Consider the following 13,298-nt stretch of genomic DNA (forward strand, 5'->3'; position numbering starts at 1 on the left):
CCATTATGCCCCCTGGCCCGAGTAGCGCCTGAGGCCGAGCCGCCAGAGGAGGCGGGAGAGGAGGAGAAAGCCCACGCCCCAGAGGAGCATGACCCAGAGCCCGGGGAAGAGGGCCACTTTCTGCCCGGCGAGGAGGGCCGCGGGGAGGTAGACGAGGTAGGGGAAGGGGGTGAGGAGGGCGAGGCCCCTTAGGGGTTCGGGGAAGACCTCGAGGGGGGCGATGGTCCCCGAGAGGAAGAGGTAGAGGAGGAAGAAGACCTCCTCCACGCTGGTGGCCCTTTCCGTCCAGAAGGTGAGCATGGCGGTGGCGTACTGCATGGTGTAGCGGAGGAGGAAGGCGAGGAGGGTGAGGCCTAGGCCCAAGAGGAAGGCCCCGGGCTCCGGCAGAAAGCGGGCCTCGGGGAAAAGGGCGAAGAAGAGGAGGGTGAGGAGGACGACGAAGGGAAGCCGGGCGAGCCTTTCCGCGATGTGGGCCGCCAGGTGATCAAAGAAAGGGTCCAGAGGCCTGAGGAGCCTAAAGGAGAGCCTCCCCTCCACCACGTCCCGCTCAAACTCCCACACCACCCAGACCACCGTGGCCTGGCGCACCAGGAAGACCATGAGGAAGTAGCGGGCGAACTCCCCCGGGCTTAAGGGGAACTCCCCGCCCCTTGCGGCCTCGGTCCAGACCCCCATGAGGATCAGGGGAAGCGCCCCCGCCAGGGCCCAAAGGAAAAGCTCCGCCCGGTACTCCAGCATGTAGGCCAGGTAGACGGAGAGGAGGGTCCGCGCCTTTCTCATGCCTCCTCCACCGGAAGGGGGCTTTGGAAGACCTTGGCGATGACCTCCTCTAGGGGAGGCTCCCGGACCTCGAGGTCCTCCACGGGAAGCCTCTTTAGGATCTCCGCCACCCTCTCCGTGAGCCTCTCCCGGGGCACGAGAAGCCGCGCCTCCCGCCCCTCCAAGGCCCGCACCTCGCCGAAGGGAAGGAGGGCCTCTTGGGGAAGGGGGCTTCCCAGGGTGAGGCGCACCTCCCGGTAGGGGGCGAACCGGGCCAAAAGCCCCTCGAGGGCCCCGTCGTAGAGGAGCCTCCCCTGGTGGATGACCAGGACGCGTTCAGAGAGGGCGGCGATGTCCGCCATGTAGTGGCTCGTGAGGAGGACCGTGGCCCCATAGCGGCGGTTGTACTCCCGGATGAACTCCCGGACCGCCACCTGGGCGTTCACGTCCAGGCCCAGGGTGGGCTCGTCCAGGAAGAGGACCTCCGGGCGGTGGAGGAGGGCGGCCAAGAGCTCGGCCTTCATCCTCTCCCCTAAGGAGAGCTTGCGCACGGGCTGGTGAAGCTTCTTTTCCAGGGAGAGCATCTCCGCAAGCTCCCCCACCCGCTTCCGGAACTCCCCTTCAGGGATCTCGTAGATGGCGGCGTTCAGGCGGAAGGAGTCCATGGCCGGGAGGTCCCAGATGAGCTGCTGCTTGTTCCCCATGACCAGGGTGATCTTCCTGAGGAAGGCCTTTTCCCTCCTCCAGGGCACGTGCCCCGCCACCAGGGCCTTGCCCCTCGTGGGGTGGACGAGGCCCGTGAGCATCTTGAGGGTGGTGGTCTTCCCGGCCCCGTTCGGGCCCAAAAACCCCACCACCTCCCCGGGAAGGATCCGGAAGGAAACCCCTTCCACGGCCCGGATGGTCTGGTAGCGTCGGCGGAGGAAGTGGCGGAGCGTCCCCAGGAGGGAGTCTTCCTTCAGGGCCACCCGGTAGTGCCGGGTGAGGTCTTCCGCCACCACGATGGGGCTTGCGCCCGCCATGCCTCCAAGTCTACCTTGGGAGGGTGCGCTACCTCCGGGTTTTGCGCCTCTTCCTCCTCACCTCCTTGGCGGCGGAGATGGAGTACCGGGCGAACTTCTACCTGGGCCTCCTCTCCTCCTTCCTCACCCTCCTCGGCGCCCTCTTCGGCCTCCTCCTCCTCTACCAGGGGGGGTACAGGCCCGGGGGGTGGCGGCTGGAGGAGGCCCTTTTGGTCCTTTCCGCCTTCACCCTGCTTCAGGGCCTCGCGAGCACCCTCCTCGCCCCCAACCTCAACAAGATCGTGGAGCACGTGCAGCAGGGGACCTTGGACTTCGTCCTCCTCAAGCCCATAGACCCCCAGTTCTGGCTCTCCTTCCGCGCCTTCTCTCCCTGGGGCCTGGGGGACTTCCTCCTGGGGATGGGGCTTCTCCTTTACGCGGGGGAGCGGCTTGGCCTTGGGCTTGGAGGCTACCTTCTCTTCCTCTTCTACCTGGCCTTGGGAAGCGTCATGCTCTACAGCCTCTGGTTCCTCCTCGCCACCACCAGCATCTGGTTCGTGAAGATCTACAACGTCACCGAGGTGTTGAGAGGGCTTTTGGAAGCCGGGCGCTTTCCCATCTCCAGCTACCCGGCCCTCTACCGGGTCTTCTTCACCTTCGTGGTGCCCGTGGCCTTCCTCACCACGGTGCCCGCGGAGGCGGCCTTGGGAAGGGGAGAGGCCACTTTCCTTGCCCTCCTCCTCGCCCTCTTCCTCCTAGCCCTGGCCCGGGGCTTCTTCCGCCTGGCCCTTAGGAGCTACACCTCGGCGAGCAGCTGAGCGCCTACGCGTTGATTTCGCTGCAGGTGACCCCTAAGCGGCTGCACGTTGATTTCGCAACACGGGTTGCCCGAAATAAGGCTTGGGAAGGTCCTTTTGGGGCCCCCACCGCGGCGAAAGCCGCGGTGGGGTACTTAGTTTGAGCCCAGGAGCACGTCTTTTGAGGGTCCCGCCGCGGTGAAAGCAGGAGGGTTTTAGTAAACTTGCTCCCTCTGGCCATAGCTGAAGACGCTCACGCTGGTCACCTGGTCCCTACCGGTGGTAGGGAAGAAGGGGGGAGCGAGCCCTTGGAGGAAGCGGCGGTCATAGGTGAAGGCCCGGCCATAGCCCGTTGAGTTTTGCCCGGTTTGGCTGTTGAAGGTTCCGAAGGCTCCGTAGTAGTACTCAATGATCCCCCCGATGAGGTGAACGGAGCCCTTGTTAGGGATGCTGTCGTAGTTCTCCACCCCAACGACTCCCCTGGCGCTCATGAGGGTAGCGTGCACGTGGAGATCCCTGGGAGCGTTGCGGCCGATCCACACATTCCCCCCCTGGCTGTAGACCCCGAGGACGTTCCGGGCAGCGAGGTTGTCGCAGGTGGGCGGGGCGACTGTACCGTCGGGCCTGCGGGTAGGCACGCCGGAGCAGGGCGGGGACTCGTACTTGAGGTCGTTGCCGATCTTGATATCCCCTGAGGCCGCCACGGTGATCTGGGCGAACTCTGCCAGGGCCGGGGAGGCGGTGGCGGGGTCATTGGGGTTGGCGCGGTCGGGTCCCAGCAGGTTCTGGACCTTTCCGCCCGTGAAGATGACGCCGTTGAAGCGCACGGGATTGCCGTTCCTCAAAACTTGTTGCCAAGAAGGACGGGGATTCGTTTGGTATTGGTAGAGGATCCCATTTTCACCGTAGCGGTAGGTCTCGGAGGCCGTTTGACTGCATTGGGGGTTTTGGCAGTAGGTCACCTCTATGTACTGGTACTTGGTGACTCCAACAGGCAGGGGAAGGGCGCAGGGCACCTCTTGACCAGTAGTGTTGTTAACGCACTTGCGGGAAAGCCGAAGGGTTTGGATGTCGTTCTGGTAGTAAAGGCCGCCTGCCCGTGCAGCCGCCTCTTGGTCCTGGCTGTTTTGGGGGAGGGGGATGAAGCTGGCGTTCCAGTCTACCCCCGCGGTGAACTCGGGGGCGTGGGTGCCGTACACGTTGGTATAGGAGGGCTGGCTGGCGTTGGGCTGCATGTTCCCGGCGAGCACAAAGCCTTGGCCATAGAAGTAGGCCCCCGGCCGGGTCTGGCCCTGGCAAGAGGCTGTGCCGGGGTTGGTGCACCCTGCGCTGGTCACCTCTCCTCCGAACCAAGGCTTGCGGTAGAAGCGGAAGTGCCCGTTGGTGTGGACGGGGCCGTCAAAGAGGGTGCGATCGGTAAACCAGACCTCGGTGCCGTCTCGCAGGGTATGGACGTTGGTGAAGAGGGCGTACCGGGCGAAGCTGGAGCGGCCCACGGTGAAACGGTACTCCCCTTGAAGGACGATGTTACGCCGGTACTGGCCTATGGAGGCTTCCGCCACCATGACGAAGGGCAGGGCGTAGGTTTGGCTGGTGGCGGTCCCCGCCCCTGTTCTAGGGCTTCCCTCCACGAAGCGGCCCGGGGGCAGGCGGAGGTTCTCGGGCAGGGGGGTACCGCAGGCCTGAGGGGTGAAGTAGACCCTAAGCCTCACCGAAGCGGCGGAGTTTCCGGGAGCCAGATTGACCCCGCACAGAAGTGGGTCCAGCTGCCCCTGGAGTTGCTGGGCGAGCCCCGAAAGGGCTTGGGCCACCCCTACAGGGTCAGGCGTGGGGCCCTGGGTGTTGCCCCCGTAGGCCCAGGCGTCGGTGCTGCTTGCGGTCTGGCGCACCAGGGCGTCCAGCTTCTGCCTCCCCGTGGTGCTGAGGAAGTTCCCGCCCACGTTGGCGGCGCCTCTGGCCAGCATAAGCGTCTGGACAATGGCCTGGTCCTGGCCGCTGTGGCGGATCTCCCCCAGGGTGCGCAGGAAGATCAGGGTTCCGATGCCCGAGATCACCACGAGGGTAGCCAAGGCGAGAACGATGGCGATGCCCTTGCTTTTCATGATCCCCTCCTCCTGATCCTTAGCGGCATGCCAGGATGCGCTTTGCTTGGTTTGAGCTTAGCTCCACCTGGCTCGTGTAGGTGCGGGAGAACCTCCGGCCGCGGGAGAGGAAGCTCGCTTCCAGGGTGACGGAAAGCCTCCTCAAGCTGTAAACCTTCCCCGTGGTGCCCTGGGTCACCTGGTAGGGAGGAGCGCTGGTGGGGTTGGTGAAGTCGTAGCTCGGGGTGTAATTGTCGCCAGAAGGGTCCGTTACCGTGTCGCCGAAGGCCGCTTCGTAGACGTAGTGGAGTTCAAAGCGGTCAAGGTCAAAGGCCACGGGCACCTCGTCAACCTCATCACCCCTCCCCTCCCGGTAGACCAGCTGTCGGCCTATAGGATCGTAGCGGAAGCCCAGGGTGCGTACCCGGAAGAGCAGGGTGTTCGGGGTGTAGTCAATGGTGTTGCCGCACCCGGCATGGACCACATGCCAGCGGTTGGGCTCGCCCCCCACACGGTTGACCTGGGTCACCGGGAGGATTACCCCGTCCCCGGCGTTATTAACCATGAGAACGAAGTCCCCCGGGGTGATGCCGATTTGATCGGGGTCAGAGGCTAAAACCACGATCTTGGCCTCAGCGGCCTGCTTGAAGCTGCTGTTGCTCCCGCTATCGTGGGGCAGCACCGGGTAGCCCGCCCCGCCCTCGAGGAGGGCGAAGGAAATGCTTCCCCTTCCGCTCGGATAGGGAGTGGCGGCAATGCCCCCGAGGACGGCGCTCCGGAGGTCCTGGCTGAAGACCTCCACGATGCGCCTGAGCTTCGCCTGGGCGCTCACGGTGGCGTCTAGGTCCGAACGGCTTTGCATAAACTGCACCACAGCCCCGTAGGCCAAGGCCAAAACCGTGCCTAGGATGGCCAGGGCTAGCAGGAGTTCCAGAAGCGTTAGACCCTTGCGCATGCCTAGCCTCCTTTTAGTTGATTCCGGGAAGAAGAGGGGCGCTAGGGGTCCCCGAAAGTGGTGGGGAAGCGTAGGTCCGGGCCTCCGCGCAGTGTTCCCCGCCTGTCTGGCGCCAGCAGACCTGGATTCGGTACTCGTTCACCGCAACCCCCAGGTTCCCTGTCCAAGGCGGAGACCCCAGGTTTTCAATCCTTACCCGGTAGAGGTCTGGGTTGGCGAAGCGGACTTCCCTGGGAAGGTCTGGAAAGGCCTGCCTCAGGTTCCCATAGTCATAGGTGAGGCTGTTGGCGGGGAGAAGGCTTGTTTCTCCGCCCACCATCCTGCGCCCGATATAGTTGAGGATCTGCACGGCTTGAGTGCGGGCTCCGGTGATGGAGGTCTGGCGAAGGCTGGTGACCAGCGTGGCGTTGAGGGCCGCAAGCACTATGCCCAAGATGGCCAGGGCCAACAGAACCTCTACGAGGGAGAAGCCTTTGGATGAGAAGGAAAGGCCTTTCATGGCTCCACCTTTGCTTCCCCGATGAGGGAAACCACGTAGGTGTAGGTTTTTGAACCCAGGCTCACCCGGAAGCTGAGGGGCCGGGTGAGGCTGTTACCGCTGGCGTCCTCCACCTTGCCCGGGGGGGTAAGCCGCGCGACCACGCCCCTGGGAAGGGTCAGGGACACGCCTTGAGGCACTTCTAAGGTGCGCAAGACCTGGGTTCCATTCCTGATCTCCAGCCGATTTCCTGTGAAAACCACATCCAGAAGGGCTCCTCGGCTCGCGGCCTCGGTGGCCCCCTGCCAAAAAAAGCTCTGCAAGGAACGGAGGAAAGCCGCCTGTTCCTGGCCTTTTAGGGTCCTTTGGCCGTTGAAAGCCGCTATGGCCAGGATAACCATAAGGACCCCGATCACAACCAGAAGTTCTATCAGGGTCATTCCCTTGCGCATACCACCTCCCCTGTGGGGAGAATACCCCGGACAAGCACCCCTGACATCCCCCAAATGGGGGGGATAGAATGGCCTGGCATGTGGGCGGTGCTTTGGGTGCTCCTCCTCGCCTACCTCTTCGGCTCCATCCCCGCCGGGGTGCTGGTGGCCCGCACCTACGGGGTAGACCTCCGCAAGGTGGGCTCGGGGAACATCGGGGCCACCAACGTCCTGCGTGCCCTCGGGTGGGGGCCGGCTTTGGTGGTGGCCTTCTTTGACGTCTTCAAGGGCGGGATCGCCGTCCTCGTGGCCCGGGCCTTTGGCCTTTCCGACTGGATGCTGGGCGGGGTGGCCTTGATGGCGGTTTTGGGCCACAACTACTCGGTCTTCCTCCGCTTCCGCGGGGGAAAGGGGGTGGCCACGAGCTTCGGCACCCTCCTCTTCCTGGACCCCGTCTTGGCCCTTTGGACCTTCCCCATCGGGGTGAGCGTGATGCTCCTCACCCGCTACGTCTCCGCGGGGAGCATGACCGGGGCGGTGGCGGCCTTCGTCCTCTCCCTGGCCTTGGGCAGGCCCCTTTGGGAGGTGGCCACGGTCTTCCTCATGGCCCTCCTCATCTTCTGGACCCACCGGGAAAACCTCAAGCGCCTCCGGGAGGGAACGGAGAGGCGGCTTGGAGAGCGGGTGGAGGCGCGCTAAACTGGAGGTGTGCAGAAGGAGGAGGTCCTGGCCCTGCTCCGGTCCCGTTGGCCTGAGCTATGCGCCCTGGGGGTAGCGGAGCTCTACCTCTTCGGCTCCTTGGCCCGGGGCGAGGCCCGGCCCGGGAGCGACGTGGACCTGCTGGTGGCTTTTGCCACTCCCCCGGGCTTTGAGGGCTACTGGCGGGTGAAAGAGTTTTTGGAGAGCCTCCTGGGGCAGCCCGTGGACTTGGTGATGAAGGGGGCCTTGAAGCCCTGGGCGGTATCCGAGGTGTTGGGCGAGGCCGTCCGTGTCGCGTAGTTATCGGCTTTTCCTTCGGGACATGCTGGAGGCTTGTGAAAAGGTCATGCGCTATACCGAGGGCCTTGATTTTCACGTCTTCGTCCGAAACGAGCTGGTTTACGATGCCGTGCTTCGCAACCTGGAGGTCCTCGGTGAGGCGGCGAAGAAGGTGCCCGACTCCGTGCGGGCCCGCTACCCCTCGGTGGAGTGGCGGGCGATCGCCGGTTTGAGGGACGTTTTGGCCCACGCCTACTTCGCCTTGGACGAGGCTACCCTTTGGGATATCGTGGCCCAGAAGGTGCCCGCGCTTGCCGGAGCGCTTTGGCAGATCTTGGAGAAAGAGGATGCTTGACCTCCTGGTCATCGCCCCCCACCCCGACGACGGGGAGCTGGGCTGCGGGGGAACCCTGGCCCGGGCCAAGGCGGAGGGGCTTGCCACGGGGATTCTGGACCTCACCCGGGGGGAGATGGGCTCCAAGGGCACCCCGGAGGAGCGGGAGAAGGAGGTGGCCGAGGCGAGCCGGATCCTGGGGCTGGACTTTAGGGGAAACCTGGGGCTTCCCGACGGGGGGCTCGCCGACGTCTTGGAGCAGCGGCTAAGGCTTGCCCAGGCCCTGAGGCGGCTTCGGCCCAGGGTGGTCCTCGCCCCCCTCGAGGCCGACCGCCACCCCGACCACACCGCGGCAAGCCGTTTGGCGGTGGCCGCGGTCCACCTGGCGGGGCTCAAGAAGGCCCCCCTGGAGGGGGAGCCTTTCCGGGTGGAGAGGCTTTTCTTCTATCCGGGGAACCACCCCTTCACCCCGAGCTTTCTGGTGAAGATCTCCGCCTTCATAGACCAGTGGGAGGCCGCGGTCCTGGCCTACCGGAGCCAGTTCACGGGGGAGGCGGCAAGCGAAACGGTGGGGCCCAAGGGGGTGGAGGCCCGCAAGGCCATGCGCCGCTACTTCGGCAACTACCTGGGGGTGGACTACGCCGAGCCCTTCGTAAGCCCCCTTCCCCTCCTCGCCACCCCCTGGGGGCGGGCCTAAGGGTTAGAAAAGGGGTTCCTGGCTCACCGCCTTCACCGGGCGCCTCTCCTTGGGGGGAAGGGTTTCTAAGGCCCGCTTCACCTCCTGGATGTCCAGCCAGGTGAGGTGCTTGGGGCTTCCCGGGGCCCGGCTTGGGTTCCGGAGGAGGTAGGCGGGGTGGAACATGGGGAAGACCCGGATGCCGTGCCACTCGTACCACTTCCCCCGGACCTTGGTGATGGAGACCTTTTCCCCCAAGAAGAACTCCGCCGCCACCCCGCCCAGGGGGACGATGATCTGAGGGGCGACGAGCTCAATCTGCTTCACCAGCCACTTGTCCGTGCAGATCTTGGCCTCGTCGGGAAGGGGGGCGCGGTTTTGCGGGGGGCGGCACTTGACGATGTTGGTGATGTAGACCTCCTCCCGGGGGATGCCTGCGGCCTCGAGGATCCGGTTTAAAAGCTGCCCCGCCTTGCCCACGAAGGGGCGGCCCGTCTTGTCCTCCTCCTCCCCCGGGCCTTCCCCCACGAACATGAGCCGGGCGTCGGGGTTGCCCTCCCCGAAGACCACCTGGGTGCGCCCTTCCGCCAGCCGGCAGGCGGTGCAGGCCTTGGCCTGGGCCTCGAGGAGTTCCAGGGTCATTGCAGGGGCTTGCGGGCTTTGCGGGCCTCCCGCCGGGTCTTGGGGTCCAGGCCGATCATGAGGAAGAAGTTTTCCAGGGCGTTCTCCTGGCCCTTGATCTCGGGGTACTGGTCCTCCGGGGTGCCGGTGACGAAGGGCAGGGACTTGTAGAGTTCCAGGGCGTACTGCACCACGGCCTCCGGGCCCTCGGCCTCCGCCACCTCCGCCAGCTTGGCGTAGACCTCCCGCCTCGCCTCCGCGTGGCGGCGGAAGGCCTCGGGGTTGGGCGTTTCCGGTGCCCGGAGGACGTCTTGCTTGGCGATGCGGCGGTAGTGCTTCAAGCCCCGAACGATCTCCTCCGTGGTCAAGGTGATTTTGAACTCCATCCCCGCTCCTTTCCGGCCTTAGGGCCTATCCTTGGCCGATTATAAGCCTCCTCACCGGGGCGTGAATATACTTGGGGGGATGGAGGTTTTGGGTAGCTATTGGTTGCGGCGCATTCTCGCCCGTATTGGAACCCTTACCGCTTACGAGGGCCAGGACACCCGCACGGGGATGCCCGTTTTGATTCTGAAGGGGGCCGAGGGCGAGCCTCTGAAGGGGGAGGGGCTTCTCGCCCCCCTGGAGGTCCTTGCCGAGGAAGGGGTCTGGGTTTTGGAGTGGCCCTTGGGGGCGGTCCCCATGGCCCAGTACCTGGGGGTGGCGGACCCGGAGCGCCTGGTCCACTGGGTGAGGGCCCTGGCCGGGATTCTGGGGCGCCTGAAGGAAGAAGGGGTGGAGGTGGCCCCCGTGCCCGAGCTCTGCCTGGTGAAGGGAAAGCAGGTCTGGGTCGGGGGGGCGGGCCTAAAGGCCCTCTCCGGCCCTCCCGAGAAGGCCCTTTGTGCCCTAGCCCGGGCCCTGAGCGCCGACTGGCGGGCCTTTCCCCTGCGGGAGGCCCTGGAGGCTTTGGAGGCGGGGAGGGCGCGGCTGGAAGACCTCCACCCCCAGGAGGCCCCACCGCAAGCGCCCCCCCCCCAGGAGGCCCGCAAGCGCCTTCCCGTGGAGCCCGCCGAAGAACCCCCTCCGCCTCCCCCGCCGCCTTCCGAGGAGGCCAAGGCCCCAAGCCGCCCCCGGGTCATCCGCATTGAGGAGAGGGAGGAGCCCTCTTTTCCCGTCCTGGAGCCTAAAAGCCCCTCCAGGGGCCGAAGGGGGCTTCTTTGGGGACTCCTTCTCCTCGCCCTCGCCTTGGGCTTCGGCCTTTTTTTCCTAAGGCCCCGCCCCTCCGCTTCCCAGGGGTACGTGATGGAGTTCCGCACCGACCCCCCCACGGAGAAGGCGGAGGTGGTGCTTTTGGAGGCCCCCGAGGGCTCCCGCATGGTTCCGGGGCGGGTCCTCCTCACCGCTCCGGGTCGGGTGGCCTTTGACCAGAAGGGGGTGTACCGCCTGAGGATCCGCGTGCCGGGACGGGAGCCCGTGGACTACCTCTTGGAGGTTCCGGGCCCGCCCCTCACCATCAAGGTACGCTAAGGCCATGACCGACCGCCCTGCCACGTACCTCTACCTCTACCGCTACCGCTTCGCCGGGGAGGAGGCGGGGGAGGGACGGCTCGAGGTCCGTCCCCAGGGGGAGGGGGTCAAGGCCACCCTGGTGGCCGAGGTGAACCTGCCCCTTTCCCGGACCCGCCAGCGTTGGCTTACGGAGACCGACCGGGAAGGCTTTTCCCGCTACTTCTCCGAGCGGGTGGAGGCCCGGGAGGCCCGGGTCTTCACCGTGGAGCGCCTCGAGGAGGAAGGCGTGGTGCTGGTGACCCAGGGGAAGGAGAGCCTGGCCTTGCCCTACCTGGTCCCCTACCACGACCCCCTCTCCCTCCTCCTGGCCCTGCCCCGGCTTTCCCTGGAGCCCGGGGAGGTGGCCCGCTTCCCCATGCCCGGGGGGCGGGCCTACGTGGAGCGCCTTCCCGACCTGGAGGTGGAGGGCCGCCTCCGGGCCCACTACCGCCTCCGCCCCGGCCTCACCCTGGTCCAGCTGGAGGAGGGCCTGCCCGTGCGCCTGGCCCAGCAGGTGGGGGACCACGTCTTTGAGGCGGTGCTGGAGGGGGTGGAGGAGCCCAAGAGGCGGCGCCGCTGGGTATAGTAGGGGCATGATCTACCGCGCGGAGGAGGTGCGGGAGCGCTTCGCCCGGAGGGGCCTCTCCTTTGACCCTACCGTGGAGGAGATCGTCCGGGGGATCCTCGAGGCGGTCCGGGAGGAGGGGGACGAGGCCTTGGACCGCCTGAGCCGGGACCTGGACGGCCACCCCGTGGAGGAGATCCCCAAGAGGCTCTGGCGGGAGGCCTACGAGGACCTGGACGAGGAGCTGAGGGACGCCCTGGAGACGGCCCGGGAGCGGATAGAGGCCTTCTACCGGGAGGAGGCCCGGGGCGGCTTCCTCCGGGCGGAGGCGGGCGGGGTCTTGGGCCAGCTGGTGCGCCCCTTGGGGCGGGTGGGGGTGTACGTCCCGGGGGGAAGCGCCCCCCTCCTCTCCAGCCTCCTGATGAGCGTGGTCCCCGCCAAGGTGGCGGGGGTGGGGGAGGTGATCGTGGCGAGCCCCCCGAGGGTCCACCCCGGGGTCCTGGCGGCCGCCTGGGTGGCGGGGGCGGACCGCCTCTTCGCCATGGGCGGGGCCCAGGCCATCGCCGCCTTGGCCTACGGCACCGGGCGAGTTCCCCGGGTGGACAAGATCGTGGGGCCGGGCAACGCCTATGTGGTGGCGGCCAAGCGCCTGGTCTACGGGGTGGTGGGCCTAGACGGCCTCGCCGGGCCCACGGAGACCATGATCGTCGCCGACGGCTCCGCCTCCCCCAGGCTCCTCGCCGCCGACCTCCTGGCCCAGGCGGAGCACGGGCCCGATTCCGAGCCCTGGCTCCTCTCCCCGGACCGGGCCCTGTTGGAGCGGGTGGAGGCGGAGCTTTTCCGCCAGCTCCAGGACCTCCCCCGGGCGGAGATCGCCCGGCAGGCCCTGGAGAAGGGGGGGCTCGTCCTCACCCAGGACCTGGAGGAGGCCTTCGCCCTCGCCAACCTCTACGCCCCCGAGCACCTCTGCCTGGCCCTCTCGGACCCCCTCCCCTGGCTTGGCCGCGTGGAGAACGCCGGAGGGGTCTTCCTGGGGGAGGGAAGCCCCGAGGCCTTGGGGGACTACATCGCCGGGCCCAGCCACGTGATGCCCACCTCGGGGACGGCCCGCTTCCAGGGAGGGCTTTCCCTGCGGGACTTCCTCAAGGTCATCCCGGTGATGGGCCTTGCGGAAGGGGCGGTGAGGGAGCTGGCGAGGAAGGGCGCGGTTCTGGCCCGGGCGGAGGGCCTCGAGGGCCACGCCCGCTCCCTGGACCTCAGGCGATGAGGCTCTTCCACGAGCTCTTAGGCCCCCTGGAGCTTCCCGACCGTTTTCTTCGCATCGTCTCCCTGGCCCCGAACCTCACCGACGCCCTCTTCGCCCTGGGGCTGGGGGAGAGGCTCGTGGGGCGGAGCGCCTTCTGCCACCGCCCGGCCCAGGTCCTTTCCCTCCCCGTGGTGGCCTCCTACACCAAGACCCGCCTGGAGCTCCTGAGGAGCCTAAAGCCCGACCTCGTCCTCCTCTCCACCGGGGTCCAGCGGGAGCAGGCCCTTAGGCTCAAGGAGGAGGGCTTTCCCGTCTACGCCGTGCCCCTCCCCACGAGCCCCTACGGCATCCTGGAAAACCTCTCCACCCTGGGCCACCTCCTGGACCTGGAGGAAAGGGCCACCGCCCTGGCCCAAGAGCTCGCCCTCCGCTACGCCGCCCTAAGGGGCCGCTTTGACCTCACGGTCTACTTTGAGATGGACCTGGGCGGGCCCATCACCGTGGGCCGGGGGAGCTACATCGCCCAGGCCCTCCTGCACCTGGGCCTGAGGCCCATCTTCCTGGACGTGCCCCAGGCCTACTTCACCCCGGACCTGGAGGAGGTGAGGCGGAGGGCCCCGGACCTCTTCCTCTACGAGCCCAAGCCCTGGGGCAAAAACCCCCTGGAGAAGGCGAGGGCCCTGGCTCGGGAGAGGGGCTGGGACTTTCCCGTGGCGGCCACGGACGGGGACGAGCTCGCCCACTACGGGCCCATGTTCTTTGGCTTCTTAGAGAAGCTCGCCCAGAGGGTGGAGGAAACCTTAGCCCAGGCTTAAGGCGGGGTCCCCGAGGAGGGGGTATAGTGAGGCC

Annotated in this window: 17 protein-coding genes and 1 pseudogene; 9 read left to right on the forward strand and 9 right to left on the reverse strand. The window is 66.7% G+C overall.

Features of this window, described 5'->3' with window-relative positions:
- Positions 1–3: 3 nt before the first annotated feature.
- Both BLP62_RS02625 and BLP62_RS02630 read right to left on the reverse strand, forming a co-directional pair.
- Positions 4–780, reverse strand: coding sequence for an ABC transporter permease (locus BLP62_RS02625; RefSeq protein WP_093005578.1), 777 nt, complete (start codon positions 778–780; stop codon positions 4–6).
- On the reverse strand, positions 777–1,781 hold the full coding sequence (locus BLP62_RS02630) for an ABC transporter ATP-binding protein (protein ID WP_093005580.1): 1,005 nt from the start codon (positions 1,779–1,781) through the stop codon (positions 777–779). Before BLP62_RS02630 ends, BLP62_RS02625 begins: the two co-directional genes overlap by 4 nt.
- A gap of 23 nt (positions 1,782–1,804) precedes the next feature.
- On the opposite strand from BLP62_RS02630, the gene BLP62_RS02635 reads away from it, so the two are divergent.
- Complete coding sequence (locus BLP62_RS02635) at positions 1,805–2,578, forward strand: ABC transporter permease (protein ID WP_093005582.1); 774 nt, start codon at positions 1,805–1,807, stop codon at positions 2,576–2,578.
- Between the two features lie 194 nt (positions 2,579–2,772).
- Here the strand turns inward: BLP62_RS02635 and BLP62_RS02640 are convergent, their stop codons facing one another.
- The 5 genes and pseudogenes from BLP62_RS02640 to BLP62_RS14530 all read right to left on the reverse strand — a co-directional run.
- Positions 2,773–4,659, reverse strand: a complete 1,887-nt coding sequence (locus BLP62_RS02640) for a DUF4900 domain-containing protein (RefSeq protein WP_093005584.1) — start codon at positions 4,657–4,659, stop codon at positions 2,773–2,775.
- A 19-nt stretch (positions 4,660–4,678) separates the two neighbouring features.
- Complete coding sequence (locus tag BLP62_RS02645) at positions 4,679–5,593, reverse strand: prepilin-type N-terminal cleavage/methylation domain-containing protein (protein ID WP_093005586.1); 915 nt, start codon at positions 5,591–5,593, stop codon at positions 4,679–4,681.
- A 13-nt stretch (positions 5,594–5,606) separates the two neighbouring features.
- Positions 5,607–6,092, reverse strand: coding sequence for a prepilin-type N-terminal cleavage/methylation domain-containing protein (locus BLP62_RS02650; RefSeq protein ID WP_093005589.1), 486 nt, complete (start codon positions 6,090–6,092; stop codon positions 5,607–5,609).
- Positions 6,089–6,235 (reverse strand): hypothetical protein, encoded by a 147-nt coding sequence (locus tag BLP62_RS13950; RefSeq protein WP_241374128.1) that lies wholly within the window; start codon positions 6,233–6,235, stop codon positions 6,089–6,091. The genes BLP62_RS02650 and BLP62_RS13950 overlap by 4 nt, the downstream gene beginning before the upstream one ends.
- 222 nt (positions 6,236–6,457) lie before the next feature.
- Positions 6,458–6,523 (reverse strand): annotated as a pseudogene (locus BLP62_RS14530) (prepilin-type N-terminal cleavage/methylation domain-containing protein); the annotation flags it as partial.
- Between the two features lie 78 nt (positions 6,524–6,601).
- Between BLP62_RS14530 and plsY the strand changes: the two are divergent.
- The 4 genes from plsY to bshB1 are packed head-to-tail and all read left to right on the forward strand — an operon-like array spanning position 6,602 to position 8,511.
- Positions 6,602–7,201, forward strand: coding sequence for a glycerol-3-phosphate 1-O-acyltransferase PlsY (plsY, locus tag BLP62_RS02660; RefSeq protein ID WP_093005591.1), 600 nt, complete (start codon positions 6,602–6,604; stop codon positions 7,199–7,201).
- A gap of 9 nt (positions 7,202–7,210) precedes the next feature.
- Positions 7,211–7,501, forward strand: a complete 291-nt coding sequence (locus tag BLP62_RS02665) for a nucleotidyltransferase family protein (protein ID WP_093005593.1) — start codon at positions 7,211–7,213, stop codon at positions 7,499–7,501.
- Between the two features lie 46 nt (positions 7,502–7,547).
- Positions 7,548–7,835: a HepT-like ribonuclease domain-containing protein gene (locus tag BLP62_RS02670; protein ID WP_241374129.1), complete on the forward strand. Its 288-nt coding sequence runs from the start codon at positions 7,548–7,550 to the stop codon at positions 7,833–7,835.
- Complete coding sequence (bshB1, locus tag BLP62_RS02675; RefSeq protein ID WP_093005597.1) at positions 7,828–8,511, forward strand: bacillithiol biosynthesis deacetylase BshB1; 684 nt, start codon at positions 7,828–7,830, stop codon at positions 8,509–8,511. The genes BLP62_RS02670 and bshB1 overlap by 8 nt, the downstream gene beginning before the upstream one ends.
- A 3-nt stretch (positions 8,512–8,514) precedes the next feature.
- Here bshB1 and BLP62_RS02680 read toward each other — a convergent pair whose 3' ends face one another.
- A complete protein-coding gene (locus tag BLP62_RS02680; RefSeq protein ID WP_093005599.1) occupies positions 8,515–9,132 on the reverse strand; it encodes a uracil-DNA glycosylase in 618 nt (205 codons plus the stop codon).
- On the reverse strand, positions 9,129–9,497 hold the full coding sequence (locus BLP62_RS02685) for a hypothetical protein (RefSeq protein WP_054647819.1): 369 nt from the start codon (positions 9,495–9,497) through the stop codon (positions 9,129–9,131). The genes BLP62_RS02680 and BLP62_RS02685 overlap by 4 nt, the downstream gene beginning before the upstream one ends.
- A gap of 79 nt (positions 9,498–9,576) precedes the next feature.
- Here BLP62_RS02685 and BLP62_RS02690 point away from each other — a divergent pair, with 79 nt between their 5' ends.
- The 4 genes from BLP62_RS02690 to BLP62_RS02705 are packed head-to-tail and all read left to right on the forward strand — an operon-like array spanning position 9,577 to position 13,264.
- Positions 9,577–10,617: a hypothetical protein gene (locus BLP62_RS02690; RefSeq protein WP_093005601.1), complete on the forward strand. Its 1,041-nt coding sequence runs from the start codon at positions 9,577–9,579 to the stop codon at positions 10,615–10,617.
- A gap of 4 nt (positions 10,618–10,621) precedes the next feature.
- Complete coding sequence (locus BLP62_RS02695; protein ID WP_093005603.1) at positions 10,622–11,224, forward strand: hypothetical protein; 603 nt, start codon at positions 10,622–10,624, stop codon at positions 11,222–11,224.
- 7 nt (positions 11,225–11,231) lie between these two features.
- Entirely contained in the window at positions 11,232–12,470 is a 1,239-nt protein-coding gene (gene hisD / locus BLP62_RS02700) for a histidinol dehydrogenase (RefSeq protein WP_093005605.1), read from the forward strand.
- On the forward strand, positions 12,467–13,264 hold the full coding sequence (locus BLP62_RS02705; RefSeq protein WP_093005607.1) for an ABC transporter substrate-binding protein: 798 nt from the start codon (positions 12,467–12,469) through the stop codon (positions 13,262–13,264). Before hisD ends, BLP62_RS02705 begins: the two co-directional genes overlap by 4 nt.
- Positions 13,265–13,298: the final 34 nt, after the last annotated feature.

This window comes from Thermus arciformis (genome assembly GCF_900102145.1).
In the GTDB taxonomy this organism is placed as follows: Bacteria; Deinococcota; Deinococci; order Deinococcales; family Thermaceae; genus Thermus; species Thermus arciformis.

Coding starts and splice junctions, on each gene's coding strand:
- BLP62_RS02695 (WP_093005603.1), top strand. CDS start 10,622: ATGACCGACCGCCCTGCCACGTACCTCTACCTCTACCGCTACCGCTTC.
- BLP62_RS02705 (WP_093005607.1), top strand. CDS start 12,467: ATGAGGCTCTTCCACGAGCTCTTAGGCCCCCTGGAGCTTCCCGACCGT.
- BLP62_RS02640 (WP_093005584.1), bottom strand. CDS start 4,659: ATGAAAAGCAAGGGCATCGCCATCGTTCTCGCCTTGGCTACCCTCGTG.
- BLP62_RS02625 (WP_093005578.1), bottom strand. CDS start 780: ATGAGAAAGGCGCGGACCCTCCTCTCCGTCTACCTGGCCTACATGCTG.
- plsY (WP_093005591.1), top strand. CDS start 6,602: ATGTGGGCGGTGCTTTGGGTGCTCCTCCTCGCCTACCTCTTCGGCTCC.
- BLP62_RS02685 (WP_054647819.1), bottom strand. CDS start 9,497: ATGGAGTTCAAAATCACCTTGACCACGGAGGAGATCGTTCGGGGCTTG.
- BLP62_RS02645 (WP_093005586.1), bottom strand. CDS start 5,593: ATGCGCAAGGGTCTAACGCTTCTGGAACTCCTGCTAGCCCTGGCCATC.
- BLP62_RS02680 (WP_093005599.1), bottom strand. CDS start 9,132: ATGACCCTGGAACTCCTCGAGGCCCAGGCCAAGGCCTGCACCGCCTGC.
- BLP62_RS02630 (WP_093005580.1), bottom strand. CDS start 1,781: ATGGCGGGCGCAAGCCCCATCGTGGTGGCGGAAGACCTCACCCGGCAC.
- BLP62_RS02690 (WP_093005601.1), top strand. CDS start 9,577: ATGGAGGTTTTGGGTAGCTATTGGTTGCGGCGCATTCTCGCCCGTATT.
- BLP62_RS02670 (WP_241374129.1), top strand. CDS start 7,548: ATGCGCTATACCGAGGGCCTTGATTTTCACGTCTTCGTCCGAAACGAG.
- hisD (WP_093005605.1), top strand. CDS start 11,232: ATGATCTACCGCGCGGAGGAGGTGCGGGAGCGCTTCGCCCGGAGGGGC.
- BLP62_RS02650 (WP_093005589.1), bottom strand. CDS start 6,092: ATGAAAGGCCTTTCCTTCTCATCCAAAGGCTTCTCCCTCGTAGAGGTT.
- bshB1 (WP_093005597.1), top strand. CDS start 7,828: ATGCTTGACCTCCTGGTCATCGCCCCCCACCCCGACGACGGGGAGCTG.